Consider the following 24,994-nt stretch of genomic DNA (forward strand, 5'->3'; position numbering starts at 1 on the left):
GACCAGCTCGGAAAACCTGGCCGCCTCGCGCAGCCGCATCCGCGATACCGACTTCGCCAAGGAAACCGCCGAACTGACCCGCACCCAGATCCTGCAGCAGGCCGGTACGGCCATGCTCGCCCAGGCCAACCAGGTGCCCCAGAACGTGATGTCCCTGCTGCGCTGATGCGCGGCCGCCCGTCTGATCCTTAGTAGTTCCCTGTCGTCACGGACGGATTCGTCTCCCTCCGTTTGGCAGTACCCCAACCCCTGCCGGCGACGGCGGGGGTCTTTTTTATGGCAGGAGTGAGTGGGAAGGCATGAGGCGCGAGCAAACGCGTCCAGCCCGCTCGGCAGCGGTCGCCTCCACTCGGTCCCCCACGCCTCTCCACTTACTCCTCACCCCACTGGCACAAACCCTGCATCACCGCTGTCGACCGCATTTCTTACCAGCACGCCGGACCCACGGCGGCGGTGGGAGACGGAGAAATGCGGCTAAAGAACGGCTCAGCCGGGCCGTTATTGGTACTGCACGGGCGGGTCCCATTCGTGATCGGATGGCGGCCCGCCCGGCCTCCCCTTTTTGCGGAAAGGGTCAGACAGGAGACAGGGCAATGGCAGATTATTCGCTGGGTTACGGCGGCATCGGTTCGGGGCTGGACATCACCGGCATGGTCGAACAGCTGGTCGCGGCCGATCGCAAGCCCGCCGACAATCGCCTGAACCGCATCGAGAGCCAGGCAAAGTTCAAGCTCTCGGCCATCGGCACCGTCAGTTCCGCCTTCAGCACGCTCGATACCGCGCTCAAGGCCCTGAAGTCCGCCACCGCGTTCGATGTGCGCTCGGTCAAGTCCGGCACCGACACGGTCGCCGGGGCCAGCGTCGCCAGCGGCACGCCCAACGGCATCTACAACGTTGAGGTGGTCGAGCTGGCCACCGCCAACAAATGGATCACCAACACCCCGGTCGGCGCCACCCAGACCTTCGGCGCCGGGCAATTGACGCTGACCGTCGGCGGCGAGTCGCTGGCCATCGACATCGCCGAGGGCGCAACCCTCCAGGACGTGCGCAGCGCCATCAACGACGTCGCCCGCAGCAAGGGCGTGCAGGCGAGCGTGCTGACCTCCAATGACGGCCAGTACCTGTCGGTGTCCTCGGACAAGACCGGCGCCGCCAACGGCATCACCCTGGCCTTCGCCTCGGGCGGCAGCGACCTGCAGTCGCTCGCCACCAGCCTGCAGGAACGCGTGCCGGCCGCGGATGCCGAAGTGCTCATCGATGGCCTGACCGTCACCGCCAGCACCAACAAGATCACCGAAGCGGTGCCCGGCCTGACCCTGGACCTGAAGACCAAGGGCACCAGCACGGTCACCGTGTCGACCGACACCGCGGCCGCCGCCAAGCTGATGCAGGATGTCGTGACCGCATACAACACCGCCATCGGCGCGATCAACGCCAGCACCAAGTACAACGCCGAAAGCAACGAGCCTTCGGCGCTGACCGGCGACGCGCAGATGCGCAGCGCGGCCGGCCAGTTGCGCAACCTGATGGGCGACCTGCTCGGCGGCCTGGCGGCGCAGGGACTGGATGCGAAGACGATCGGCCTGCAGACCAAGGGTTATCCGACCTCCGACGGCACGCTGGTGTTCGACAGCAGCAAGTTCACCGCGGCCCTGACGGCGGACCCGGAGAAGATCCGAACCGCCTTCACCGGCGACACCGCGTTCGCCGGCCGGCTGCAGACCGCGGTCAGCAGCTATGTGGGCACCGATGGCGCGTTCACCCTGCGCACCAACGGGCTGAACGCGCAGATCAAGGATGTCGCCACGCAACGCACCGCACTGGATGCGCGCATGGAGGCCGTCGGCAACCGCTACAAGGCGCAGTTCGTGGCGCTGGACAGCATGATTTCGCAGATGAACACCACCAGTTCCGCCCTCGCCCAGCAACTGGCGTCGCTCACCGCTCAGACGAGCAGTTAATCACCGCGGGTCCGGACCGCCTCCCCGACCGGATCCCCAGGAGAAATGGAATGTCACTTCAGTCCTACGCCGCGCAGTACCGCAACACCGGCCTCAGCAGCGCCGTGATGGAAGCGGATCCGCACCGTCTGGTCGCCCTGCTGCTGGCGGGCGCCTGCGAGCGCCTGCGCCTGGCGGAAGCCTGCGTGATGCGCGGCGACCTCGCCCGCAAGGGCAAGGCCATCGGCGAAGTCAGCGCCATCATCGGCCACCTCAACGGCTCGCTCGACCACGAGGCGGGCGGCGAGATCGCCGGCAGCCTGTCGGCCCTGTACGACTACGTGCAGACGCGCCTGATCGAAGCCAACCTCCACAACGATCCCGCCGCCCTGCGCGAATCACTGGACCTGCTGGGCGAAATCGAGTCCGCGTGGAACGCCATTCCCAACGAGCAGCGCCAGGTCCCGGCGATGGCCGCGGCAGGATGAGCACCGCGCCGGCCCTCGACGAGCTGTTCGCCCAGCTGGACGGCATGCGTCGCGCCCTGCACGCCGGTGAACTGGAAGACGTGGAGCGCCTGCTCAATCGCCACGACCACGACGTGCGCGCCTTCCTCCATGCCGACGGAGGCCGGAGCGCAGGCTACGACGCGCTGGCCGTCCTGCTGCGCGCGCAGCTGGAACTGCAGAAGAGCATGCAGGACGCCCGCGAGCAGGCGCGCGTACGCATGCACGCCACGCAACGCGCGGATCGTGCCGCGCGCGCGTACCTGTCCGTCGTCGAGGGATGAGCCATGACTACCCCGATCGTCCTGGTCGAGCACCCCGCCGAGCACGCGCTCTTCGATGGCGCGCTCACCTGTGACGTCGTGCTGCCGGCGCGTTTCGACGCCGGCCAGCGCGCGTTGATGCAGGCACCCTCGGAAGCGCTGCTGAAGGGATTGGCCGTCGCCGAAGACGTCCGCGGCGACGATCCGGAAGAACGCAAGGAATCCACGCCCACGCAGCAGCGCATCGAAGCCAAGCTGGACCTGGTGCTCTCGCTGCTGGGCCGGCTCTCACGCCGCCACGAAGCCGCGCTTCCCGTGACCGGCCTGCGCTGGTCGCATCGGGGCATCCGCCTGGACGCGGCCTCGCTGCCCGCCTGCGCAAGCGGTACGCCCGGCATCGTCACGGTACAACCGGCGACGTGGCTGAGCGACCAGATCGAGTTGCCGGCGACCGTGCTGGACCATGTCGAGGGATCGCAGGGACTGTTCCACCTGTGGCTGCAGTTCGATGCCCTGAATGCCGGCCTGGCGGAAGCGCTGGACCGTCACCTGTTCCGCCTGCATCGCCGCCAGGTCGCCGAAGCACGACAGCTGGCCAGCCGGACGTAAACGCGTTTCGCGCAGATCGTCCGGGAGCGCGCCAGCGGCCGTGCGCGCGTCACGTCGACAATCTGCGGTATTCGCTGTTTTCGGCAGGACACGGACGCCGCAAGCGTGACGTGCGTCGTGCTTTCACCGCTCCATCGCGATTATGAATTGGCGCCGCGCACGTGCACCGTTATGGTGACTTGATCCTGCAACGCGACAGCGACTGATTTCTCCCGTGCGTGTACTCATCGTCGACGACCACACCCTGGTCCGCGCCGGCATCGGCCGGCTGCTGCAGGCCCTGCCCGACGTCGATGTCGTGGCCGAGGCCTGCAATGCCCAACAGGCGCTCGACATGGCGGCGATCCACCGCCCCGACCTGATCCTGCTGGACCTGTCCCTGCCCGACCGCAGTGGCCTGGACCTGCTGCCCCTGTTGCGCGAATCGCTGCCGCAGACGCGCGTGGTGATGATGTCGATGCACAACGATCCCACCCAGGTACGCGTGGCGCTCGATCGCGGCTGCGCCGGCTTCGTGGTGAAGGAAGCCGCGCCGATGGAACTGGAACTCGCGTTGCGTGCGGCCGCCGACGGCCAGGTATTCCTGAGCCCGCAGGTGTCGTCGAAGATGCTGGCGCCGATGCTCAACCCGCAGCGTCCGACCGGCATCGCCGCACTCTCGCCGCGCCAGCGCGAAATCCTGCGCCAGCTCGGCAGCGGCATGAGCAGCAAGGAAATCGCCGCCCAGCTCGGCATCAGCGTCAAGACCGTCGAAACGCACCGCGCGCGGATGATGGAATCGCTGGGCTGCCGCCGCGCCAACGATCTGCTGCTGCTGGCCGCGCGCCACCAGAACGAACTGGCCTGAGCCTTGCAGTATCCCGGGGGCGACACCGCTTCCGTGACGGAATCCCGTTATCGCCACGCCCTTCCGGGCGCCTGCCTCCGCCATTGAACCGACGTCGTAGGGGAAACCCTGACGGCAGGTGGGGCGTGCCCGCAGCACGACCAGAAACGCCCTGATTTTTTTTCCGTCACCCGCCCCGCACAGTGTCAACACGATGTGAAGCCAGCTCGGCATGCCATCGAATCGGGGATCACGGGAATGAAGACGGGACTTTCCACCCAGCTCGGGCAGCAACTCCACCTGACGCCGCAACTGCTGCAGTCGATCCGGCTGCTGCAGCTGGACGGCCTGCAGCTGGAGATGGAGGTGCGCCGCGCGCTGGACCTCAATCCGCTGCTCGAAGTGGAGGAAGTACAGGACGCCGACCCGGCCGGTGACATCGAGGTGCTCCCCGCGCAGGACGTGGCGACGCTGGAAACGGCCGCGTTCGACGAACTTCCCGAATCGAACCTGTGGGACGTGGCCGGTGCCGGCTGGCAGGACGGCGACGACGACCGCATGCAGCGCGTCGAGGCCGGTGAATCCAGCGACCCGCACGTCCGCGTGCTGGACCGCCTGGCGCTGGAACTGGACGATCGTGCGCTCGACGTGGTCGCGTTCTGGCTGGAGCACACCAACGACGCCGGCTACCTGGAGCAGGCACCCGATACGCTGGCGCTGCTGGCGTCGGCGCGCTTCGACCTCACCACCGGCGCCGCACTCGCCCTGCGCGAGCGCCTGCTGCGCGGCGAGTTCCCCGGCCTGACCGCGGCCGACGTGCGCGAATGCCTGCTGGTGCAGCTGGACTGCCTGCAGGGACGCGTGCCCGCCCGCCACGTCGCGCGCCGCATCGTCACCGACGGCATGGCCCTGCTGGCCGCGCACGAGTACGACGCCCTCGCCCGCCTGCTGGAGCTCGACCTGGACCAGGTCATGGAAGGCGTGCGACTGGTGCTGTCGCTGGATGCACGCCCGGGCGCGTCGCTGGCGCCTGCCCCGACCGGTTACATCGTGCCGGACGTGGTGGCCTGGCACGCCGACTGCGCGTGGCGCGTGGCACTGAACCCGGCCACCACCCCGCGCGTCCGCGTCAATGCCATGCAGGAGCACGCCCTGGACCAGGCCGAGCCGTCCGAAGGCGCCGGCAAGTTGCGCGAACTGCTGCAGGAGGCGCGCTGGCTGACCCGTGGCCTCTCCATCCGCTACGACACCCTGCTGCGCACCGCGCGCGCCATCGTCGAACGCCAGGCGGGCTTCCTGACCCAGGGCGACGAAGCGATGGCCCCGCTGACGCTGAAGGAGATCGCCGATGCCATCGGCATGCACGAGTCCACCGTCTCGCGCATCACCACCGGCAAGTACATGCAGACCCCACGCGGCACGTTCGAGCTGAAGCACTTCTTCGCGGTACGGCTGGAAGGTGCCAACGTGTCCGGCCCGGCCGTCCGCGCGATGGTCCGCCGCCTGATCGATTCCGAACCGGCGGGCAAGCCGCTGGCCGACGAGGCCATCGCCGGCCTGCTGGCGCGCCAGGGCATCCATATCGCCCGCCGCACCGTCGCCAAGTACCGTGAACAACTCGATATCGCTCCCGCCCGGGAACGCCGACGCGCTACCGTATCCGTCTTGGCCAAGGCTGGATAACGGAGCACGACCGCAATGAGCAAGATCACCGTACTGCTGGTGGACGACCACGAAGGTTTCATCAATGCCGCCCTGCGCCACCTGCGCAAGGTGGAATGGCTGGACATCGTGGGCCGTGCCAGCAATGGCCTGGAAGCCATCGAACGCTCCGAGACCCTGCGTCCGGACGTGGTGCTGATGGACCTGGCCATGCCGGAAATGGGCGGCCTGCAGGCCACCCGCCTGATCAAGACGCAGGACGCCCCGCCCTTCATCGTCATCGCCAGCCACTTCGACGACGCGGAACACCGCGAACACGCGATGCGCGCCGGCGCCGACGACTTCGTCAGCAAGCTTTCCTACATCCAGGAAGTCTTGCCCATCCTCGAAAAATTCAAAGACCGCCGCCATGAGTGAATCCCGCATCCTCGTCATCGACGCCGACGCCACGCGTGCCGAACGCCTGGCCGGACTGCTCGAATTCATGGACCTGACGCCCCGCTGGGTCTCCAGCGCCGGTGACGTGGATGTCCGCCGCGCCCGGCAGCACGACTGGCTGGCGGTGGTGGTCGGTTCGCTCGACGACCAGAAGGCCGCCGACGGCTTCTTCGCGTGGCTGGGCAAGGCCCCGCTGCCCCCGCCGGTGCTGCTGCTGGAAGGCGACACCGCGGGCTTCGCGGCCGCCCACGGCCTGCACGAGGCCGGGGTCTGGGCGCTGGAAAGCCCCATCCGCCACGCCCAGCTGGAAGCCTGCCTGCGCCGCGCCAGCCTGAAGCGGCTGGATACCGAACACCAGGCCCAGCAGGTCAGCACCAGCGGCCCGACCGGCAACAGTCCCGCGGTCACCCGGCTGCGCCGCATGATCGAGCAGGTCGCCACCTTCGACACCACCGTGCTGGTGCTCGGCGAGTCCGGTACCGGCAAGGAAGTGGTGGCCCGCGCCATCCACGACCAGTCGCCGCGTCGCGACGGCCCGTTCGTGGCCATCAATTGCGGCGCCATCCCGCCGGACCTGCTGGAGAGCGAGCTGTTCGGCCACGAGAAAGGCGCCTTCACCGGCGCGCTGACCGCCCGCAAGGGCCGCTTCGAAATGGCCGAAGGCGGCACGCTGCTGCTGGACGAGATCGGCGACATGAGCCTGCCGATGCAGGTCAAGCTGCTGCGCGTGCTGCAGGAACGCAGCTTCGAGCGCGTCGGCGGCAACCAGACCATCCGCTGCAACGTGCGCGTGATCGCCGCCACCCACCGCAACCTGGAAGCGCGCATCGCCGACGGCCACTTCCGCGAAGACCTGTTCTACCGGCTCAACGTGTTCCCCATCGAGATGCCCGCGCTGCGCGAGCGCGCCGACGACCTGCCCGACCTGGTGATGACCATCGCCGCGCAGCTCTCGCGCACCGGCCGCGGCGAAGTGCGCTTCGCCAGCGAGACGCTGCAGGCGCTGCGCCTGTACGCCTGGCCGGGCAACGTGCGCGAGCTCACCAACCTGGTCGAGCGTCTTGCCGTGCTGCATCCCGGCGGCCTGGTGCGCGTGGCCGACCTGCCGAAGCGCTACCAGCCGGAAGGCGTCGAGCTGCCGGCCGCGCCGACCGTCGTTGCAGCGCCTGCGCCGGCCGCCACCGCACCCGCCCCGTCGGCCATCGTGGCGGCGGCCGTGACGCCCGCCGATCGCCTGCCCGAAGCCGGCATCGACCTGCGCGAGCACATCGCGCAGATCGAACTGAACCTGATCCGCGACGCGCTGGACCGCGCCGGCGGCGTGGTCGCGCATGCGGCCCAGTTGCTGGGCCTGCGCCGCACCACGCTGGTGGAAAAGCTGCGCAAGTACGGCATCGAGCGCGAAGACGTGGCGCTGGCGACGGAAAACTGACTGGCCCCGGGCGCGGTTTCCGGCACGGGTCTTGCAACCGACTACGCAAGACACCCGACGACCGAAGCACCCGCCCATGTCCGACGTCACTTCCATCCTCTCGCAGATCCGCAGCTACCAGCACCAGGTCGGTACCCGCGCACTGGAGCCGATGCCGAATCCGGGCGCGATCGGCCCGGGGCGGGTGGGACTGGAGCAGCCGGGCGTCAAGGCGCCCAGCTTCGGCGACACCCTGCAGAACGCGCTCGAGGGCGTGAACAACGCGCAGAAGACGTCCGGCGCGTTGGCCCAGGCCTTCGAACTCGGCGACCCGCGCGCCGACCTGGCGCGGGTGATGGTGGCCGCCCAGCAATCGCAGGTCGCTTTCCGCGCCACCGTCGAGGTCCGCAATCGCCTGGTGCAGGCCTACCAGGACGTGATGAACATGCCGCTGTGATGCGGCACCCACCTTCCCTTTCCTTCTCCTAGAACCGACCCGTCGCCATGGCCCTCACGCTGTCCAAGGAAGCCCTGAAGGAATCGCTGACCGCCGACAAGGCCGGCGCGGCGCTGACCAAGATGCAGGACGCCCGCGTGTTCAAGCAGATGGGCACGCTGCTGCTTATCGCCGGTGCGGTGGCGGTGGGCATGATGGTGTTCTTCTGGTCGCAGAAGCCGGCCTACACCCCGCTGTACACCGGCCTGGACGCCAAGGCCACCGCCGAAGCCACCGACATGCTGCGCGCGGCGCAGATCCCCTTCCAGCTGGACCAGGCCAGCGGCGCGATCTCCGTGCCCGAAGAAAACCTGCACGATGCCCGCCTGAAGCTGGCCGGCGCCGGCCTGGCCGAAAGCGGCCGCCTCGGCTTCGAGATGATGGAACGCGATCCCGGCTTCGGCGTCAGCCAGTTCGTCGAGAACGCGCGCTACCAGCACGCGCTGGAAACCGAACTGGTCCGCACCATCACCACGCTGCGTCCGGTGCGCGACGCCCGCGTGCACCTGGCCATCCCCAAGCCCAGCGCGTTCACCCGGCAGCGCGAAGTGGCCAGCGCGTCCGTGGTGCTGGACCTGCGCTCGGGCACGATGCTGGAGCGCAACCAGGTCGATGCCATCGTCCACCTGGTCTCGTCCTCGATCCCCGACCTGGCCCCGGAGCGCGTCACCGTGGTCGACCAGAGCGGCCGCATGCTGACCATCAGCGACCCGAACAGCGAGGCCGCGCTCAACGCCGCCCAGTTCGAGCGCGTGCGCAAACTGGAAACGTCCTTCAACGACCGCATCCGCGAACTGCTGGAACCGCTGACCGGCCCCGGCCGCGTCAATGCGGAGGTCGCCGTGGACATGGACTTCTCCGTCACCGAAGAGGCGCGCGAAACCTTCGCCAACGACCCGGCCAAGATCCGCAGCGAGCAGGTCAGCCAGAACAGCGTCGCCGCCACCGGCCCGGAAGGCGTACCCGGCGCCACCAGCAACACGCCGCCGGGCCCGAATGCCGCCGCCGCGCCGAACCCCGCCGCCCCGGTGGAAACCAGCAGCAGCGCCACCCGCAACTTCGAGATGGACCGCACCCTGCAGCACACGCGCCAGCCCGCGGGCCGCGTGCGCCGCGTCACCGCCGCGGTGCTGGTCGACCACGTGCCGCGCACCGGCGAGAACGGCAAGGTGGTGATGACGGCGCTGGACGCCGCGACGCTGGCCCGCATCGAAGCGCTGGTGAAGGAGGCCGTGGGCTTCGACGCGGCGCGCGGCGACTCGGTGTCGGTGATGAACGCACCTTTCGTGCGCGAGACCGAAGCGCCCGCGGACGTTCCGTTCTGGGAAAGTCCGTGGCTGCACAACCCGATGGTGCGCGACATCGCGCGCTACGGGCTGGGCGCGCTGGTGGTCGTCGCACTGCTGTTCGGCGTGCTGCGCCCGGCCATGCGCCAGATCATCAGCCCGACCGCCAAGCTGAAGCACGAGGACGACGGGATCGACGTCAACGTGGTGCACGCGGAAGACGAAGACGGCGTGGTCGCCACGCTCTCGCACGAGCACGCGCCACCGTTGCGCGCCCTGCCCTCCGATGCTTACGAAGACCGCCTGCGCCAGGCGCGGGAAGCGGTGAAGACCGACTCGAAGCAGGTCGCACAGGTGGTCAAGGACTGGGTGGCCAGCGATGAGTAATGCGCAGGACAACACGCTGACCGGTGTGCAGCGCGCCGCCGTGCTGCTGCTCTCGCTGGGCGAGGAGGACGCCGCCGAGGTGCTCAAGCACATGAACGCCAAGGAGGTGCAGAAGCTCGGCATCGCCATGGCCACCATCTCCGGCATCAGCCGCGAGCAGGTCATGCAGGTGATCTCGAACTTCGGCGAAGCGCTCGACAAGCAGACCTCGCTGGGCATGGGTGCCGACGACTACGTGCGCAAGGTGCTGGTGCAGGCGCTGGGCGAGGACAAGGCCGGCAGCCTGATCGACCGCATCCTGCTGGGCCGCAACACCACCGGGCTGGACACGCTGAAGTGGATGGACCCGCGTGCCATCGCCGACCTGGTGCGCAACGAGCACCCGCAGATCATCGCCATCGTGCTGGCCCACCTGGACAGCGACCAGGCCGCCGATACGCTCAAGCTGCTGCCCGAGCGCACCCGCACCGACGTGCTGCTGCGCATCGCCACGCTGGACGGCATCCCGCCGAACGCGCTGAACGAGCTCAACGAAATCATGGAGCGCCAGTTCGCCGGCAACCAGAACCTCAAGGCCTCCAGCATCGGGGGCGTGAAGGTGGCGGCGAACATCCTGAACTTCATGGATTCGGGCCAGGACCAGGTGATCCTGGGCAGCATCACCCAGGTCGACGCCGACCTGGGCGCGCGCATCCAGGACCTGATGTTCGTCTTCGACAACCTGGCCGAACTCGGCGACCGCGAGCTCCAGGCGCTGCTGCGCGAAGTTCCGAACGACCGCCTGGGCCTGGCGCTGCGTGGGGCCGATGCCAAGGTCAAGGAAAAGATCACCCGCAACATGTCGCAGCGTGCCGCGCAGATCCTGCTCGAGGACATGGAAGCGCGCGGCCCGGTGCGCCTGTCCGACGTGGAAGGCGCGCAGAAGGAAATCCTCGCCATCGTGCGCCGCCTGGCTGACCAGGGCGTCATCGCACTGACCGCCAGCGCCGAGGAAATGGTATGAGCGCGCCCTCGCCCCTGCGCTGGATGCCGGCACCGCTCGACGTGGTGGTGTCCGATGCCGCCGCCGAACAGGAGGCACCGCCGCTGGTGCCGCCGACGCTGGACGAGATCCAGGCCATCCAGGACGCTGCCTATCGCGAGGGCCTGGAGCGCGGCCTCGCCGAAGGCCATGCCGACGGATTCGCACAGGGCCAGTCCGAGGTGCGCCGCCTCGCCGCGCAGATGGAGGGCATCCTCGACAATTTTTCGCGTCCGCTCGACCGTCTGGAAAACGAGGTCGTCGCCGCGCTCTCCGAACTCGCCGTGCGCATCGCCGGTGCCCTGGTCGGGCGCGCGTACCAGACCGATCCGGTGTTGCTGCAGGAACTGGCGACCTCCGCGCTGGATGCCGTGGGCGGTTCGCAGCGCGAAGTCGAACTGCGCCTGCATCCGGACGACATCGCCGCACTGACGCCGGTGCTGGCAATGACGGCGCATACGCGCCTGACCGCCGACACGTCGCTGAGCCGGGGCGACCTGCGCGTGCATGCCGAGAGTGTCCGCATCGACGGCACGCTTGAAGCCCGCCTGCGCGGCGCGCTGGACACCGTGCTCAACCGGGGAGCGCGGGCATGAGTGCCCAGCCGCTGGAATGGCTGACCGCCCGCGACCTGCGCCTGTCCGCGCGGCTGTCGCAGATCAACCCCGAGCTCGGTGGCCGCGGCCTGATCCGCGAAGGCATCCTGCGCCGCGCCGTCGGCCTGACCCTGGAAGCCATCGGCTGCGAAGCGCCGATGGGCGCCACCTGCAAGGTGGAAGTCGTCGACGGCGGCTGGGTGGATGCGGAAGTCGTCGGTTTCTCCGGCGAACGTACCTACCTGATGCCCAGCGCAGAACTGCACGGCCTGCTGCCCAACGCACGCGTCGTGCCTTCGCGCCGCCGTGGTGGCGTGGAAGTCGGCGAAGGCCTGCTGGGCCGCGTCATCGACAGCGATGGCGTGCCGCTCGACGGCCGCGGCCCGATCCGCGCCGAGGGCAGCGTCAGCCTCGCCGGCATGGCGATCAATCCGCTTTCGCGCGAACCCATCACCCAGCCGCTCGACGTCGGCGTGCGCGCGATCAACGCTCTGCTGCCGATCGGCCGTGGCCAGCGCGTCGGCCTGTTCGCCGGCTCCGGTGTCGGCAAGTCGACGTTGCTGGGCATGATGACCCGCTACACCGCCGCCGACGTGATCGTCGTCGGCCTGATCGGCGAACGCGGCCGCGAAGTTCGTGATTTCGTCGAGACCACACTCGGCCCGTCCGGCCTGGCACGCGCGGTCGTCGTCGCCAGCCCCGCCGACCGTCCGCCGCTGGCGCGCCTGCAGGGCGCGTACCGCGCCACGGCGATCGCCGAATGGTTCCGCGACCAGGGCCTGAATGTCCTGCTGCTTATGGATTCGCTGACCCGTTTTGCCCAGGCGCAACGCGAGATCGGCCTGTCGGTCGGCGAGCCGCCGACCACGCGCGGTTATCCGCCGTCCGTGTTCGCACGCCTGCCGGCGCTGGTCGAGCGCGCGGGCAACGGCGCCAAGGGGCGCGGTTCCATCACCGCGTTCTACACGGTGCTCACCGAAGGCGACGATCCGCAGGACCCGATCGCCGACGCCGCGCGCGCCATCCTCGACGGCCACATCCTGCTGTCGCGCCGCGTGGCCGACGCCGGGCTCTACCCCGCCATCGATGTCGAATCCTCGGTCAGCCGCGTGGTCACCGAAATCGCCGACGAGACCTGGCGCGACCGCATCCGCAAGCTCAAGCGACTGCTGTCGGCCTACAACAGCAACCGCGACCTGATCGCCATCGGCGCTTACCAGCGCGGCAACGACCCGACCGTGGACGAAGCGCTCGAACGCTGGCCGGAGATCGTCGAATTCCTCGGCCAGGACGTGGCGCGCGCCGCCGACCTGCCGAGCAGCCGCGCCGCCCTGGAATCCCTGATCCAACGCAACGCCGCCGCCGGCATTCCGCTGCCGCCCGGCCTGCAGTAACGCCAAGGAACCCCCGTCATGATGCAGTCCCGCCGAATCGATCCCCTGCTGCGCCGCGCGCAGGAGCACGAGGATTCCGTCGCCCGCGAGCTGGCCGAGCGTCAGAACACGCTGGCGCAGCACGAATCCCGGCTGGAGGAGCTCCGCCAGTACGCCGAGGACTACGCCAACAGCCAGATGGCCGCGACCAGCCCCGCGCAACTGGCCAACCGGCGCGCCTTCCTCGAGCGCATCGACCAGGCGCTCAAGCAGCAGTTGCAGAACGTCGACCGCAGCCGCGCCAGCGTGGACATCGAACGCGACCGCCTGCTGCTGGCCAGCCGCGACAAGCAGGTGCTGGAACAGCTCGCCGCGAGCTATCGCGTGCAGGAAAAGCTGATCGTGGACCGTCGCGACCAGCGCGAAATGGACGACGTGGGCGCGCGCCGCGCCCGCCTGGCCGCCACCGCCCGCGAGAACGAGGACGCCTGATGCCGTCATCGACGTCCGCGCTGCCGTTCGCGGCCAAGGCGCCGCCGCCTGCGCCGGCATCGGCATCGGCATCGGCCGGCACCGTGCCTGCAAGCGATGATCCGGGCACCGTGAAGAAGCCCGCGTTCGACGAGATGGTCCGTCGTCCCGTGAAGCGCGACGACACCGCACGTGCGACCACTGCGCGGGCCGGCGAAGCAAGAGACCCGTCTGCGCCACCGACCGGCGCGACTGCCCGCAAGACCGACGACGCCCGCGCCAGCACCGATGAAGACACGGCCGCTGCGCAGGACTCGGCGTCGCGGGTCGTGCTCACGTTGCTGGAAGCACCAGTGCCGGCACCTGTCATGGTCCCGGCGAATGCGGCCGCACCGACGATGATCGACCTGGCGAGCCACCCGTCTGGCACCCTCCTGCCGGACACGGCCTCGCCCACTGCCCCGCTGGAGCCCGATGCGTTGCTGGCCGGTACCCGCGCACCTATGCCTGCGTCGTTGCCCGGCGGCATGCCGGTCCTGGCAGCGGCCGGCATCGACGCCGCCAGCGCCGGTCCCGCGCCGACGAACTCCGCCGATGCGTCGAACGCCACGGCGTTGCGCGCGGCACCGGCCGCGCCCGAGACGTCGGCCAAGGCCCCGCTGCAGAACCTGCTGTCGTTCGCGACCCATCTGGCGGCAGGCCAGGTCGCGGCGGCCGTGCCCGACGCGGTCCAGCTGGGTCGCGACATCGTCGATGCCCTGCGCTCCGACGACGGCGACGCTCCCGCGCCGGTGAACAACCTGCTGGCCGGCGTCGGCGCCTCGAACGCACCGCTCGGCCTGTCCCGCACCGAGACCGTCAACCCGATGGAAGCGCCCAGCGCCGACCTGCACGGCGGCCACTTCGACGACGACATCGGCGACGCCGTCCGCTGGATGGCGGACCAGAAGATCGGACATGCCCACATCAAGGTCACCCCGAACGACCTGGGCACGGTCGAGATACGCCTGCGGCTGGAGGGCGACCGCGTGCACGCCGACTTCAGCAGCGCGCAGGCCGAGGTCCGCCAGGCCCTGGAGAGCAGCCTGCCACGCCTGCGCGACATGCTCGGCCAGCACGGCTTCCAGCTCGCCCACGCCGATGTCGGCCAGCAGCACGCGCCGCCGTCGCAGGGCAGCGCGCCGCAGCCCGGTGACGCCCGTGGCGATGCCGGCGAGCCCGTCGCCGACACGCCCCGCACCGTCCGCATGACCGCGCGCGGACTGGTGGACGCTTACGCCTGACGGGCCGATCCCGCTCCTGTGGGAGCGACGTAAGTCGCGAGAGCCGGATATCGGCGTCGGTACGCCCTCCGCCGCCAAGCGCTTCGGCTTCGATATCGCGACTTACGTCGCTCCCACGTCAGCACATCCTGGGCACCGCGCGTCAAAACCCCGTCGACCTTTCCCTCAGGCCCCGGCACGCCCCTTGCATCCCCTGGACTGACCCCTCAGGAGATCCATCGCCGTGGCAGCCGCCGACAAGAACGCAAGCAAATCCAAGGCCGACAAGGCCGACAAGCCCAAGGGTGGCAAGTCGTTGCTGACCATCGGGCTGGTGGCGGTCATCGCGGCCGGCGCCGCAGGCGGCGGTGCCTGGTACTTCGCCAGCCACGGCAGCAAGGACGAGAAGGCCGACGCCCCCAAGGCCAAGAGCCCTGGCGAAGTGCCCGCGCCTGCGCAGTACTTCGCGCTGGAGCCGCCCTTCGTGGTGAACCTGGTCGGCGAAACCGGTGGCGCGCGCTACCTGCAGGTGGAAGTGCAGCTGATGACGCGCGACCCCGAGGCGCTGACCGCCATCCAGCTGCATGCGCCCGCCATCCGCGCCCGCCTGCTGATGCTGTTCGCGCAGCAGGATGCCGCCGGCCTGATGTCGCGCGAAGGCAAGGAGCGCCTGCAGAACGCCGCCCTCGGTGAAGTGAAGGCCCTGCTGGTCGCCGAGACCGGCAAGCCGTGCGCCGAGTCCCTGCTGTTCACCAGCTTCGTGATGCAGTGACGGAACCGCGCCGCCATGATGACCAGTGACCTGCTGTCGCAAGACGAGATCGACGCCCTCCTCAACGGCGTCGATACCGGCGCGATCGAGACCGAGGAGCCGCCGCACGATCCCACCGTGGCGCGCACCTACGACTTCGCCAGCCAGGACCGCATCGTGCGCGGCCGCCTGCCGACGCTGGAAATGATCAACGAGCGCTTCGTGCGCACGTGGCGCATCGGCCTGTTCAACCTGTTGCGGCGCTCCGCCGAGCTGTCGGTGCGCGGCATCGAGACCATCAAGTTCGGCGACTACCTGCATTCGCTGTACGTGCCGACCAACCTCAACCTGGTCAAGTTCAAGCCGCTGCGTGGCGTGGGCCTGATCGTGTTCGAACCGAAGCTGGTGTTCACGATGGTGGACAACTTCTTCGGCGGCGATGGCCGCTACCCGGCCAAGATCGAAGGCCGCGAGTTCACCGCCACCGAGATGCGCGTGATCCAGCTGCTGCTCAAGCAGACCTTCGCCGACCTGATCGATGCCTGGGCCCCGGTGATGCCGGTGGACTTCGAATACATCACCAGTGAGGTCAACCCGCATTTCGCCAACATCGTCAGTCCGCGCGAGTACGTGGTGGTCAGCCGCTTCCATGTGGAACTGGACGGCGGCGGCGGCGACCTGCACGTCACGCTGCCCTATTCCATGCTGGAGCCTATCCGCGAACTGCTCGATGCCGGCATCCAGTCCGACCGCGTGCACGACGACGACAGCTTCCGCGTGACCATGCACGAACAGCTGCGCTCGGCCGAGGTCACCGTCTCCAGCGTGCTCGCGGAGAAGCGCATCAACCTGCGCGAGCTGACCCGTCTGAAGGTGGGCGACATCCTGCCCATCGACCTGCCGAAGTCCGTGCCGGTCTGCGTCGAGCAGGTGCCGGTGTTCACCGGGGAGTTCGGCATTTCCAACGGCCTCAATGCGGTGAAGATCACCGCGCACCACCCGCCCGGCAACCGCCACCAGCAATCCGCCGCCACCCGCCACGCCCTTGCACCCGTCGCCTTCCAGGACGCTACGCCATGATTCCCGAGAACGAAGAAGCCCTTGCCACCGCCCCCGGCGATACGGAGCTGTCCCACAACGGCCACGACGGCCACGCCGGCCACGACGCGGACATGAGCCTGGACGTCATCCTCGACGTGCCGGTGACGCTGTCGCTGGAAGTCGGCCGCACGCGCATGCCCATCCGCAACCTGCTGCAGCTCAACCAGGGCTCGGTGGTGGAACTGGAGCGCGGCGCGGGCGAACCGCTGGACGTGTACGTCAACGGGACGCTGATCGCGCACGGCGAAGTCGTCGTGGTCAACGACCGCTTCGGCGTGCGCCTGACCGACGTGGTCAGCCCCAGCGAACGCATCCGTCGCCTGCGCTGAGCCCGACCATGCACGCCTTCGCCCTCCTTGCCGCGGCCGCGGCACCCGCCCAGAAGATCGGCCAGCACGCGCCCTCCACGCCGGGCATCGGCGGTGCACTGGTCGGCCTGATCCTGGTGCTGGGCCTGATCCTGGGCCTGGCCTGGCTGCTGAAGCGCCTGCCCGGTGCCGGCCTGGGCATCCGCCCCAGCGAACAGCTGCGCGTGGTGTCGATGCTGTCGGTCGGCGCCAAGGAACGCGTGATGGTGATCGAAGTCGGCAAGGAGCAGTTGCTGATCGGCGTGACCGCCGGAGGCATCACCGCCCTGCATGCGCTGCCCGAACCCCTGGTCGTCGCGCCCGCGCCGACGATGCCCAACTTCGCCGAACTGCTGGCCAAGCGCCTGCGCAAAGAGTCCTGAGATGCGTCGTTTCGTCCTTTCCCTGATCTGCCTGCTGTGGTTGGCCGCGCCGACGCTTGCCTTCGCGCAGGCCACGACACCGGCCCCGGCACCCGTCGCCGCGCCGACGGCCCCGGCCGCACCGACCGCGCCCGCCTTGCCGACGCTGCCCAAGGTCAACGTGGGCCAGGTGGGCGACAACACCGTCAGCCTGCCGCTGCAGACGCTGCTGCTGATGACGGCGATCACGCTGATCCCGTCCGCGTTGCTGGCGATGACCGCCTTCACCCGCATCATCATCGTGCTCGGCCTGTTGCGGCAGGCACTTGGCACCGGCCAGACGCCGTCCAACCAGGTACTGGTGGGTCTGGCGCTGTTCCTCACCATGCTGGTGATGATGCCGGTGGGCGAGAAAGCCTGGGCCCAGGGCATGGCGCCCTATCTCAACGGCCAGATCGATTTCTCCACCGCGTGGACGCTGACCACCGGCCCGCTGCGCGACTTCATGCTGGCGCAGGTGCGCGAGACCGACCTGATGACGTTCGCCGGCCTGGCCGGGCACGGCAGCTACACGGGACCGGATGCCGTCCCGTTCCCGATCGTGGTCGCCTCCTTCATCACCAGCGAACTGAAGACCGCCTTCGAGATCGGCTTCCTGATCTTCATCCCGTTCGTCATCATCGATCTGGTCGTGGCCAGCGTGCTGATGTCGATGGGCATGATGATGCTCTCGCCGATGCTGGTGTCCGCACCGTTCAAGATCCTGCTGTTCGTGCTGGTCGACGGCTGGGTGCTGATCGTCGGTTCGCTTGCCGCCAGCTTCAACGGCGTCTGAGGAGACTGGCATGAGTCCCGAAACCGCTCTTACCGAACTGCGCGGCGGCCTCGAGATCGCGCTCTGGGTCGGGGGTCCACTGCTGCTGGTCGTGCTGGTCGTCGGCGTGGTCGTCGGCGTGATCCAGGCCGCCACGCAGCTCAATGAACCCACCATCGCCTTCGTCGCCAAGGCCATCGCGCTGACCGCCGCGCTGTTCGCCACCGGCAGCTATCTGCTCGGCGTACTCGTGGAATACACGACGACGTTGTTCCAGCGATTGCCCCACCTGATCGGCTGAAGCCGAGGACGCGACGCGATGGATCCCGCCACCCAGATGGTGATCGACGGCCAGCAGGCCTTCGGCATGATCAACGCCATCCTGTGGACGATGCTGCGCACCGGCGCGCTGCTGATGGCGGCACCGCTGATCGGCACGCGCGCGGTGTCGGTACGCGTGCGCGTCATCATCGCGGGTGCACTGGCGATGGCGCTGGCGCCGCTGTTGCCGGGCACGCCCGACCGCATCGCCTTCGACGCCAGCACCGTACTCAACGTCGCGCGCGAACTCGCGGTCGGCGCCAGCATGGGCTTCATGCTTCGGCTCGCATTCGAAGCAGGCGCGATGGCGGGCGAACTGATCTCGCAGGGAACGGGCCTCGCGTTCGCGCAGATGTCGGATCCGCTGCGTGGCGTGAATTCCGGCGTGGTCGGCCAGTGGTTCTACCTGGCCTTCGGCCTGCTGTTCTTTACCGCCAACGGTCATCTCGCGCTGGTCTCGCTGCTGGTGGACAGTTACCGCTCGCTGCCGATCGGCACGGCGCTGCCGGATGTGCAGCAGATGCTGGAAGTCGCTCCCATGCTGTTCACCGTCGTGCTCAGGGCCGCCGTCGGCCTGGCATTGCCGGTCATGGTGGCGATGCTGGCCGTGAACCTCGCCTTCGGCGTGCTGGGTCGCGCTGCGCCGGCGCTGAATCCCATCCAGCTCGGCCTGCCCACGGCACTGTTGCTGGGCCTGTTCCTGCTGGCGCTGCTCGCCGGGGAACTGGGACCTCCCGTGCAGCGGATCTTCGACGTGTCGTTTGATGCAGCGCGACAGATCACCGCGTGAAGACGTGAAAGTCATGTTTGTGAAAGCGCGGTAAGCGCTTCCATGAGGGGCGCAGCGCGTTCTTCTCACATCAGAGTGCGTCACCGGTTCCACTAAATGCATGAAGTTGTGCAGAATGGGGACGAGGGAGTTGCGACATACGCCTACGCACGGACGGAGCCGACCCGCCCGACGCCGGAGCGCTCCCCCCGCGAACCGGAGATTGCCGTGAACCACAGCCCTACCCAGAAGCGACGTACCAGTCAGGAAACGCGGGAAGCCGTACTCGCTGCCGCGCGCCGGCTGTTCTTCACCAAGGGCTTCGACCAGACCACGTTGATGGACCTGGGCGAAGAAACCGGACTCAGCGCGCGCGGCGTCATCCTCCACTTCGAGACCAAGGCCGACATCATCGCCACCCTGTTGATCCGCGACTACACCGCGCGGCGGGCACCGATGGTGGAACGTCCGCAGGGATCGACGCACGCACAACGTATTCTCGATTTCTATTTCTGGATGGCGCGCGAGGACGCGGCCAACTTCATCGCCTTCCCTGCCTTGTGGAGCGTGTCGGCACGCTGGTCGCCGGCCGTGGAGGCTGAAATGAACACGGCGCTCCGCCGAATGCGCGAACCGGTACGGTTGGAACTCAGTCGTGGCATGGGCGCGGGCGAGTTCCGCGGCGTCGACATCCAGCATGCCGACGAGATGATCTGGCAGAGCTACCAGCACGGCCTGCGTGCGGTGTCCGTCAACGGCGGCACCCCTGCCATGGCGGTGCCCCAGGTATTCAAGACGCTGGAAGCGCTGTCGGCCTGATCCGGGCGCGACGCGCGTAAAGAAAAACGGCCTCCGCGGGAGGCCGTTTCCCTGTCAGCGGGACGCTGGCTCAGTCGCGTCCATTGCCTTTGCCGTTCCCCTTGCCAGGGTTGCCCTTGCCGCCGTTGCCAGGTCCCTTGCCGGCATTGCCCGGCCCGTGTCCCGCAGGGTCATTCCTGGCCGGACCCGCCTGCGGCTTGCCGCCGGCAGCGCCCTTGCCCTGGCCCGGCCCGTGCTTGGACCAGTCGACACTGATGCGCTGGTCGACGCGGATGGGGTAACCCCAGCGATCGTACGTGCCTGCCGCACCCTTCTTCAGGGCATGGAAGGCAGGGGAGCCGGGCTTGATGCCCATCTGCTTGGCGAGATTGCCCCAGCCCTGGCCGGGATTGCGCTCGTACCGCTGCACCACGTCCACGCAGGGAATCCCCAGGGCGCGCGCGATGGAGCACGCGAAGTACACGTCGCCAGGTGCCCAACCGCGACGGTCGAGCAGATCCAGCACGAGCGAGCGCGGCGCGCCGTAGTAGCCCGTCATCTCCGACACGAACGGATCGCGGTAACGGCGCCCGTAATCGTTGATCTCGCCGAGCCGGGTATCCACCCAGACATCGCCGGTGCGGATGTTGTAGCCCACCGTCTGTGCGATGGCCGGCAAGCTGCAGGCCATCGCCCAGCCCAGCGATGCCGCGAGTACCGTTGCTCTCAGTGCCTTCACGTCCGTTCTCCTCCAGTGCGGTGGCGAGAGTCTTCGCACGACCGGCTGAATACGCAATGACGCTGCGGGCCTTCTGTGAGAAGGAACGGCGGCCGCAAGCGTGACGGTGATCACTCGCGCCTTCAAGCCAACGCCTACACTGCGCGGGCGCCGGGGTGGCGCAGCCGACCTGTCCCGTTCCCGTTGAGCGACGAATCCACCGACTCCCCTCGCCGTCACCCGGCCCTCGCCATGAAGCCCAAACGTCGAGATTTCCGCCTGGACATCATCGTCCTGCTGGGCTCCATCACGGCAGTGACCATCGCCTCGTTCGGCGTGTACAGGGCCTGGCAGGGGCATGCCAACATGGCCGCCTTCGACCTCGCCGTCGTCCTGGTCGTGGTGGCGCCGGTCGTCTATGCGTGGCGCACCGGCGACAGCCTGCGTGCCGGCAACGTGCTGGCGGCGTTCAATTCGTGCGCCACGTTCGGTGCGTGCCTGATGCTCGGCCATACGGCGCTCACCTGGACCTACCTGGTGCTGCTGACCAACTTCTTCATCGCGCATCGCTGGGTGGCGGTCGGTTGCAACGTCGCGCTGATCGTCGGCATCCAGCTGATGCCCGGTTTCTTCCACGACGGCGTGCATGCGATCTCCGTGTTCGTCAGTGCCGCGCTTATCACCGCGTTCTCGCTGATCTTCGCCTCCCGCACGCAGGACGACCGCGTGCAGCTCGAGCGCCTGGCCGCCATCGACGCACTGACCGGCGTTCCGAACCGGCGCAGCATGGAGCGTGCGCTGGGCGACGCGGTCGACCGCTTCCAGCGCGGCGAATGCTGCTTCGGCTTGGTGGTCCTGGACCTGGACCACTTCAAGGACGTCAACGACCAGTACGGACACGCGGCGGGCGATGCCGCCATCGCCGACCTGGCCTCCATTCTCCGCTTCGAGATGCGCCGCAACGACCAGGTGTTCCGTTTCGGTGGCGAGGAATTCGTGGCGCTGCTGCAGCTCGACAACACCGAGGACCTGGAGCGCGCCACCGAGCGGCTGCGCAAGGCCGTCCGTGGCGCGTTGCGTGGACCCGGGGGCCGCATCACCATCTCGCTGGGCGCCGCCCTGTTGAGGGAACAGGAAAAGACCTGGCACGACTGGTTCTCGCGCGCGGATGCCGCGCTCTACCGTGCCAAGTCGGCCGGGCGCGACAGCTACGTGATCGCGGACGAGCTGTTCTAGGAGGGCGCGGAGAAAGTGGGGAGTGAGGAAACCCCATTCCTCTCACCCCTCACTCCTCGCTCCATCACTCACTTCTCGTTTCCAGCCCACCACCACCGGTACAGCACCGGCAGCACCACCAGCGTCAGCAACGTCGACGACACGATGCCGCCGATCACCACCGTCGCCAGCGGACGCTGCACCTCCGAACCCGCACCGACATTGAACGCCATCGGCAGGAAGCCGAGCGAGGCGACCAGCGCCGTCATCAGCACCGGCCGCAGGCGACCGAGCGCGCCCTCCACCACCGCCTCGTCCAGAGGCATGCGCTGCGCGCGCAGCTTGCGGATGAAGGCGATCATCACCAGCCCGTTGAGCACGGCCACGCCCGACAGCGCGATGAACCCCACCCCGGCCGAGATCGACAGGGGAATCCCGCGCACGGCCAGCGCGATGACGCCACCGGTCAATGCCAGCGGGACGCCGGTGAAGACGATCGCGGCGTCCTTCGCCGAGCCGAACGCCCAGAACAAGAGCGCGAAGATCACCACCAGCGTCGCCGGTACGACGATCGCCAGGCGCTGGCTGGCCGAGATCAGCTGTTCGAACGTGCCGCCGTAGTCGATCCAGTAGCCTGCGGGCAGCTGCACCTCGGCGCCCACGCGCGTGCGCAGGTCATCGACGAAACCGCCGAGATCGCGACCGCGCACGTTGGCCGTCACCACCACGCGGCGCTTGCCGTTCTCGCGGTTGACCTGGTTCGGCCCCAGCGTGGTCTCGATCTTCGCCACCTCGCGCAACGGCACCGTGCCCGGCGTTCCCGAGACCCAGCTTGCCGCGCGCGTCGATTCGTCCTCGTTGCCGGCACCTCCCAGCGGAATCGGCAGGTCGTGCAGGGCGGCCGGATCCTGCCGCATCGTTTCCGGCAGGCGCACCACGATGTCGAAACGACGGTCGCCCTCGAACAGCTGCCCGGCGACTTCGCCACCGACGGCGGTGGCGACCGTGTCCTGCACGTCGCCCGGATTCAGGCCGTAACGGATCAGTGCCTGCCGGTCTGGCGTGATGGTGAGCAGCGGCAGGCCGGTGGCCTGTTCGATGCGCACGTCGGCTGCACCGTCCACCGACTTGGCGACCGCCTCGATACGCTCGCCCACCTCCACCAGCGTGTCGAGATCATCGCCATAGAGCTTGATCGCGACGTCCGCGCGCACGCCCGAGATCAGCTCGTTCATGCGCATCTGGATGGGCTGGGTGAACTCGTAGTTGTTGCCGGGAAGCCCGGCCACCGCCTTCTCGATTTCCGCCACCAGCGTCGCCTTCGGCTTGCGCGGGTCGGGCCATTGGTTGCGTGGTTTCAGCATGACGAAGGTGTCGGCCACCGACGGCGGCATCGGGTCGGTCGCCACTTCAGCCGTACCCAGCTTGCCGAACACACGGTGGACCTCCGGGAACTGCTTGAGCCTCGCCTCCAGCGTGGATTGCATGCGCACGGCCTGGTCCAGGCTGGTGCCGGGAATGCGCATGGCGTGCATCGCGATATCGCCTTCGTCCAGGCTGGGGACGAATTCCGTGCCCAGCCGTGTGGCCAGCAGGCCGCACAGCACGACCAGCGCGAACGCACCCGCCGCCACCACCAGGCGCGCGCGCAGCGCCCAGGCCAGCACCGGTGCGTAGGCCCGCCGCGCCCAGCCCATCACCCGCGTTTCCTTCTCCTGTACACGACCGCGCAGGAACAGCGCGATGGCGGCCGGCACGAACGTCAGCGACAGCACCATCGCGCCGCTCAGGGCCAGCACCACGGTGATGGCCATCGGGTGGAACATCTTTCCCTCCACCCCGGTGAGCGCGAAGATCGGCAGGTAGACGGCGGTGATGATGCCCAGGCCGAACAGGCTGGGCCGGATGACCTCGGCCGTCGCCGACGCGGTCGCGTCGAGACGCTCCTCGTCCGTCGGCAGGCGACCGAGCCGCTGCTGCAGTTCGCCAAAACGGCGCAGGCAGTTCTCGATGATGATGACGGCGCCATCGACGATCAGGCCGAAGTCCAGCGCGCCCAGGCTCATCAGGTTCCCCGACACGCCGCCGCGCACCATGCCGGTGAGCGTGAACAGCATCGACAGCGGGATCACTGCAGCCGTGATCAGCGCCGCGCGCACGTTGCCGAGCAGCAGGAACAGCACCACGACGACGAGGATCGCGCCCTCGACCAGGTTCCTGGCCACGGTGCGGATGGTGCGGTCGACCAGCGAGGTGCGGTCGTACATCGGTTCGGCGCGCACGCCGGCCGGCAGGCTGCGGTTCGCCTCGGCCAACCGCGTGGCGACCGCCTGCGAGACCTCGCGGCTGTGGGCGCCGATCAGCATGAAGGTCGTGCCCAGCACGACCTCCTTTCCGTCCAGCGTCGCCGCACCGGTACGCAGCTCAGGCCCCTCGCCTACCTGCGCCACATCGCGCACCCGGATCGGCACGCCATCGCGGCGGTCCAGCACGATGTCGCGGATGCCGTCGAGGTCGGCGACCTGTCCGGGTGCGCGCACGAGGAACTGCTGGCCGTTGCGCTCGATGTAGCCGGCGCCGACGTTCTGGTTGTTGCGCGCCACCGCCTGCACCACGTCGTGCAGGGTGAAACCCAGCGCGACCAGCCGCGCGGGATCCGGGTTGATGTGGATCTGCCGCGCGAAGCCGCCGATGGTGTTGACCTCGGTCACGCCGGGCACGTTGCGCAGCTGCGGTCGCACTACCCAGTCCTGCAGCGTGCGCAGGTCGGTGGCGGTGTAGGGCGTGCCATCGGGCTTGCGCGCCTTCTCCTCCGCTTCCACCGTGTACATGAAGATCTCGCCCATGCCGGTGGCGATGGGACCCATCTCCGGTTCCAGACCGGCTGGCAGCTGCGACTTCACCTGCTGGATGCGCTCGCCGACCTGCTGGCGGGCGAAGTACACGTCGGTGCCGTCCTTGAACACCACCGTCACCTGTGACAGCCCGTAGCGCGAGATCGAACGCGTGTAGTCGAGGCCGGGCAATCCGGCGAGCGCGGTTTCCAGCGGGAAGGTCACGCGCTGCTCGGATTCCAGTGGCGAATAGCCGGGCGCGTCGGTGTTGACCTGCACCTGCACGTTGGTGATGTCGGGAGTGACGTCGATCGGCAGCTTGCCGAAGCTCCACACGCCCACCGCCACCAGCGCCAACGTCAACGCCATTATCAGCCAGCGCTGCGCGATGGCGAAGCGCAGGATGCGCTCCAGCAG

General features: G+C 68.6%; 27 protein-coding genes. 25 read left to right on the top strand and 2 right to left on the bottom strand.

Annotated features, from left to right (window positions below; all coding sequences use genetic code 11):
• The 24 genes from CYU89_RS11320 to CYU89_RS11435 form a co-directional block, all read left to right on the top strand.
• Positions 1-166 (top strand): flagellin (locus tag CYU89_RS11320; RefSeq protein ID WP_296281162.1); only part of this gene is annotated, 166 nt, incomplete at its 5' end.
• Positions 167-593: 427 nt separating this feature from the next.
• Complete coding sequence (fliD, locus tag CYU89_RS11325; protein ID WP_296281092.1) at positions 594-1,961, top strand: flagellar filament capping protein FliD; 1,368 nt, start codon at positions 594-596, stop codon at positions 1,959-1,961.
• Positions 1,962-2,011: 50 nt separating this feature from the next.
• On the top strand, positions 2,012-2,428 hold the full coding sequence (gene fliS, locus CYU89_RS11330) for a flagellar export chaperone FliS (protein WP_296281094.1): 417 nt from the start codon (positions 2,012-2,014) through the stop codon (positions 2,426-2,428).
• Entirely contained in the window at positions 2,425-2,730 is a 306-nt protein-coding gene (locus CYU89_RS11335; RefSeq protein ID WP_296281095.1) for a hypothetical protein, read from the top strand. Before fliS ends, CYU89_RS11335 begins: the two co-directional genes overlap by 4 nt.
• Before the next feature lie 3 nt (positions 2,731-2,733).
• Positions 2,734-3,318, top strand: coding sequence for a PilZ domain-containing protein (locus CYU89_RS11340; protein ID WP_296281097.1), 585 nt, complete (start codon positions 2,734-2,736; stop codon positions 3,316-3,318).
• A 214-nt stretch (positions 3,319-3,532) separates the two neighbouring features.
• On the top strand, positions 3,533-4,165 hold the full coding sequence (locus CYU89_RS11345) for a response regulator transcription factor (protein WP_296281099.1): 633 nt from the start codon (positions 3,533-3,535) through the stop codon (positions 4,163-4,165).
• 237 nt (positions 4,166-4,402) lie between these two features.
• The gene (gene rpoN / locus CYU89_RS11350; protein WP_296281101.1) at positions 4,403-5,827 is read left to right on the top strand and encodes an RNA polymerase factor sigma-54; all 1,425 of its coding nucleotides are present in this window, start codon (positions 4,403-4,405) and stop codon (positions 5,825-5,827) included.
• A gap of 15 nt (positions 5,828-5,842) precedes the next feature.
• On the top strand, positions 5,843-6,223 hold the full coding sequence (locus CYU89_RS11355; RefSeq protein WP_055944547.1) for a response regulator transcription factor: 381 nt from the start codon (positions 5,843-5,845) through the stop codon (positions 6,221-6,223).
• Positions 6,216-7,676 (top strand): sigma-54 dependent transcriptional regulator, encoded by a 1,461-nt coding sequence (locus CYU89_RS11360; RefSeq protein WP_296281103.1) that lies wholly within the window; start codon positions 6,216-6,218, stop codon positions 7,674-7,676. Before CYU89_RS11355 ends, CYU89_RS11360 begins: the two co-directional genes overlap by 8 nt.
• A 76-nt stretch (positions 7,677-7,752) precedes the next feature.
• On the top strand, positions 7,753-8,112 hold the full coding sequence (gene fliE / locus CYU89_RS11365) for a flagellar hook-basal body complex protein FliE (protein ID WP_296281105.1): 360 nt from the start codon (positions 7,753-7,755) through the stop codon (positions 8,110-8,112).
• A gap of 47 nt (positions 8,113-8,159) precedes the next feature.
• Positions 8,160-9,824: a flagellar basal-body MS-ring/collar protein FliF gene (gene fliF / locus CYU89_RS11370; RefSeq protein ID WP_296281107.1), complete on the top strand. Its 1,665-nt coding sequence runs from the start codon at positions 8,160-8,162 to the stop codon at positions 9,822-9,824.
• 16 nt (positions 9,825-9,840) lie between these two features.
• On the top strand, positions 9,841-10,827 hold the full coding sequence (gene fliG, locus CYU89_RS11375; protein ID WP_296281165.1) for a flagellar motor switch protein FliG: 987 nt from the start codon (positions 9,841-9,843) through the stop codon (positions 10,825-10,827).
• A 23-nt stretch (positions 10,828-10,850) separates the two neighbouring features.
• On the top strand, positions 10,851-11,441 hold the full coding sequence (locus CYU89_RS11380; RefSeq protein ID WP_296281167.1) for a FliH/SctL family protein: 591 nt from the start codon (positions 10,851-10,853) through the stop codon (positions 11,439-11,441).
• The gene (gene fliI, locus CYU89_RS11385; protein ID WP_296281109.1) at positions 11,438-12,835 is read left to right on the top strand and encodes a flagellar protein export ATPase FliI; all 1,398 of its coding nucleotides are present in this window, start codon (positions 11,438-11,440) and stop codon (positions 12,833-12,835) included. Before CYU89_RS11380 ends, fliI begins: the two co-directional genes overlap by 4 nt.
• A gap of 18 nt (positions 12,836-12,853) precedes the next feature.
• The gene (fliJ, locus tag CYU89_RS11390) at positions 12,854-13,306 is read left to right on the top strand and encodes a flagellar export protein FliJ (RefSeq protein WP_296281110.1); all 453 of its coding nucleotides are present in this window, start codon (positions 12,854-12,856) and stop codon (positions 13,304-13,306) included.
• Positions 13,306-14,568 (top strand): flagellar hook-length control protein FliK, encoded by a 1,263-nt coding sequence (locus CYU89_RS11395; RefSeq protein WP_296281112.1) that lies wholly within the window; start codon positions 13,306-13,308, stop codon positions 14,566-14,568. Before fliJ ends, CYU89_RS11395 begins: the two co-directional genes overlap by 1 nt.
• A 223-nt stretch (positions 14,569-14,791) precedes the next feature.
• Positions 14,792-15,319: a flagellar basal body-associated FliL family protein gene (locus CYU89_RS11400; protein WP_296281114.1), complete on the top strand. Its 528-nt coding sequence runs from the start codon at positions 14,792-14,794 to the stop codon at positions 15,317-15,319.
• Positions 15,320-15,334: 15 nt separating this feature from the next.
• Positions 15,335-16,378 (top strand): flagellar motor switch protein FliM, encoded by a 1,044-nt coding sequence (fliM, locus tag CYU89_RS11405; RefSeq protein WP_296281115.1) that lies wholly within the window; start codon positions 15,335-15,337, stop codon positions 16,376-16,378.
• The gene (gene fliN / locus CYU89_RS11410; RefSeq protein WP_343125254.1) at positions 16,375-16,728 is read left to right on the top strand and encodes a flagellar motor switch protein FliN; all 354 of its coding nucleotides are present in this window, start codon (positions 16,375-16,377) and stop codon (positions 16,726-16,728) included. The genes fliM and fliN overlap by 4 nt, the downstream gene beginning before the upstream one ends.
• A gap of 8 nt (positions 16,729-16,736) precedes the next feature.
• Positions 16,737-17,129, top strand: coding sequence for a flagellar biosynthetic protein FliO (fliO, locus tag CYU89_RS11415; RefSeq protein ID WP_296281117.1), 393 nt, complete (start codon positions 16,737-16,739; stop codon positions 17,127-17,129).
• 1 nt (position 17,130) lies between these two features.
• Positions 17,131-17,943: a flagellar type III secretion system pore protein FliP gene (fliP, locus tag CYU89_RS11420; RefSeq protein WP_296281119.1), complete on the top strand. Its 813-nt coding sequence runs from the start codon at positions 17,131-17,133 to the stop codon at positions 17,941-17,943.
• Between the two features lie 10 nt (positions 17,944-17,953).
• Positions 17,954-18,223: a flagellar biosynthetic protein FliQ gene (locus CYU89_RS11425; RefSeq protein WP_296281121.1), complete on the top strand. Its 270-nt coding sequence runs from the start codon at positions 17,954-17,956 to the stop codon at positions 18,221-18,223.
• An 18-nt stretch (positions 18,224-18,241) separates the two neighbouring features.
• Positions 18,242-19,033, top strand: a complete 792-nt coding sequence (fliR, locus tag CYU89_RS11430; protein ID WP_296281123.1) for a flagellar biosynthetic protein FliR — start codon at positions 18,242-18,244, stop codon at positions 19,031-19,033.
• A 207-nt stretch (positions 19,034-19,240) separates the two neighbouring features.
• A complete protein-coding gene (locus CYU89_RS11435; RefSeq protein ID WP_296281125.1) occupies positions 19,241-19,831 on the top strand; it encodes a TetR/AcrR family transcriptional regulator in 591 nt (196 codons plus the stop codon).
• A 70-nt stretch (positions 19,832-19,901) separates the two neighbouring features.
• On the opposite strand, the gene CYU89_RS11440 is transcribed toward CYU89_RS11435, so the two are convergent.
• A complete protein-coding gene (locus CYU89_RS11440; protein ID WP_296281127.1) occupies positions 19,902-20,549 on the bottom strand; it encodes a hypothetical protein in 648 nt (215 codons plus the stop codon).
• 231 nt (positions 20,550-20,780) lie between these two features.
• On the opposite strand from CYU89_RS11440, the gene CYU89_RS11445 reads away from it, so the two are divergent.
• Positions 20,781-21,764 (top strand): GGDEF domain-containing protein, encoded by a 984-nt coding sequence (locus CYU89_RS11445; RefSeq protein WP_296281130.1) that lies wholly within the window; start codon positions 20,781-20,783, stop codon positions 21,762-21,764.
• A 68-nt stretch (positions 21,765-21,832) separates the two neighbouring features.
• On the opposite strand, the gene CYU89_RS11450 is transcribed toward CYU89_RS11445, so the two are convergent.
• Positions 21,833-24,994, bottom strand: coding sequence for a CusA/CzcA family heavy metal efflux RND transporter (locus CYU89_RS11450; RefSeq protein WP_296281170.1), 3,162 nt, complete (start codon positions 24,992-24,994; stop codon positions 21,833-21,835).

The sequence above is a fragment of the Pseudoxanthomonas sp. genome, assembly GCF_002863005.1.
GTDB lineage: Bacteria > Pseudomonadota > Gammaproteobacteria > Xanthomonadales > Xanthomonadaceae > Pseudoxanthomonas_A.

What these genes read in the sequence shown, in the direction of transcription:
- CYU89_RS11335 (WP_296281095.1), top strand. Translation starts at nt 2,425, where the DNA reads ATGAGCACCGCGCCGGCCCTCGACGAGCTGTTCGCCCAGCTGGACGGC.
- fliI (WP_296281109.1), top strand. Translation starts at nt 11,438, where the DNA reads ATGAGTGCCCAGCCGCTGGAATGGCTGACCGCCCGCGACCTGCGCCTG.
- fliD (WP_296281092.1), top strand. Translation starts at nt 594, where the DNA reads ATGGCAGATTATTCGCTGGGTTACGGCGGCATCGGTTCGGGGCTGGAC.
- CYU89_RS11445 (WP_296281130.1), top strand. Translation starts at nt 20,781, where the DNA reads ATGAAGCCCAAACGTCGAGATTTCCGCCTGGACATCATCGTCCTGCTG.
- CYU89_RS11425 (WP_296281121.1), top strand. Translation starts at nt 17,954, where the DNA reads ATGAGTCCCGAAACCGCTCTTACCGAACTGCGCGGCGGCCTCGAGATC.
- fliR (WP_296281123.1), top strand. Translation starts at nt 18,242, where the DNA reads ATGGATCCCGCCACCCAGATGGTGATCGACGGCCAGCAGGCCTTCGGC.
- CYU89_RS11380 (WP_296281167.1), top strand. Translation starts at nt 10,851, where the DNA reads ATGCCGGCACCGCTCGACGTGGTGGTGTCCGATGCCGCCGCCGAACAG.
- CYU89_RS11340 (WP_296281097.1), top strand. Translation starts at nt 2,734, where the DNA reads ATGACTACCCCGATCGTCCTGGTCGAGCACCCCGCCGAGCACGCGCTC.
- fliJ (WP_296281110.1), top strand. Translation starts at nt 12,854, where the DNA reads ATGATGCAGTCCCGCCGAATCGATCCCCTGCTGCGCCGCGCGCAGGAG.
- CYU89_RS11395 (WP_296281112.1), top strand. Translation starts at nt 13,306, where the DNA reads ATGCCGTCATCGACGTCCGCGCTGCCGTTCGCGGCCAAGGCGCCGCCG.
- fliF (WP_296281107.1), top strand. Translation starts at nt 8,160, where the DNA reads ATGGCCCTCACGCTGTCCAAGGAAGCCCTGAAGGAATCGCTGACCGCC.
- rpoN (WP_296281101.1), top strand. Translation starts at nt 4,403, where the DNA reads ATGAAGACGGGACTTTCCACCCAGCTCGGGCAGCAACTCCACCTGACG.
- fliN (WP_343125254.1), top strand. Translation starts at nt 16,375, where the DNA reads ATGATTCCCGAGAACGAAGAAGCCCTTGCCACCGCCCCCGGCGATACG.
- CYU89_RS11360 (WP_296281103.1), top strand. Translation starts at nt 6,216, where the DNA reads ATGAGTGAATCCCGCATCCTCGTCATCGACGCCGACGCCACGCGTGCC.
- fliM (WP_296281115.1), top strand. Translation starts at nt 15,335, where the DNA reads ATGATGACCAGTGACCTGCTGTCGCAAGACGAGATCGACGCCCTCCTC.
- CYU89_RS11355 (WP_055944547.1), top strand. Translation starts at nt 5,843, where the DNA reads ATGAGCAAGATCACCGTACTGCTGGTGGACGACCACGAAGGTTTCATC.
- fliS (WP_296281094.1), top strand. Translation starts at nt 2,012, where the DNA reads ATGTCACTTCAGTCCTACGCCGCGCAGTACCGCAACACCGGCCTCAGC.
- fliE (WP_296281105.1), top strand. Translation starts at nt 7,753, where the DNA reads ATGTCCGACGTCACTTCCATCCTCTCGCAGATCCGCAGCTACCAGCAC.
- fliO (WP_296281117.1), top strand. Translation starts at nt 16,737, where the DNA reads ATGCACGCCTTCGCCCTCCTTGCCGCGGCCGCGGCACCCGCCCAGAAG.
- fliP (WP_296281119.1), top strand. Translation starts at nt 17,131, where the DNA reads ATGCGTCGTTTCGTCCTTTCCCTGATCTGCCTGCTGTGGTTGGCCGCG.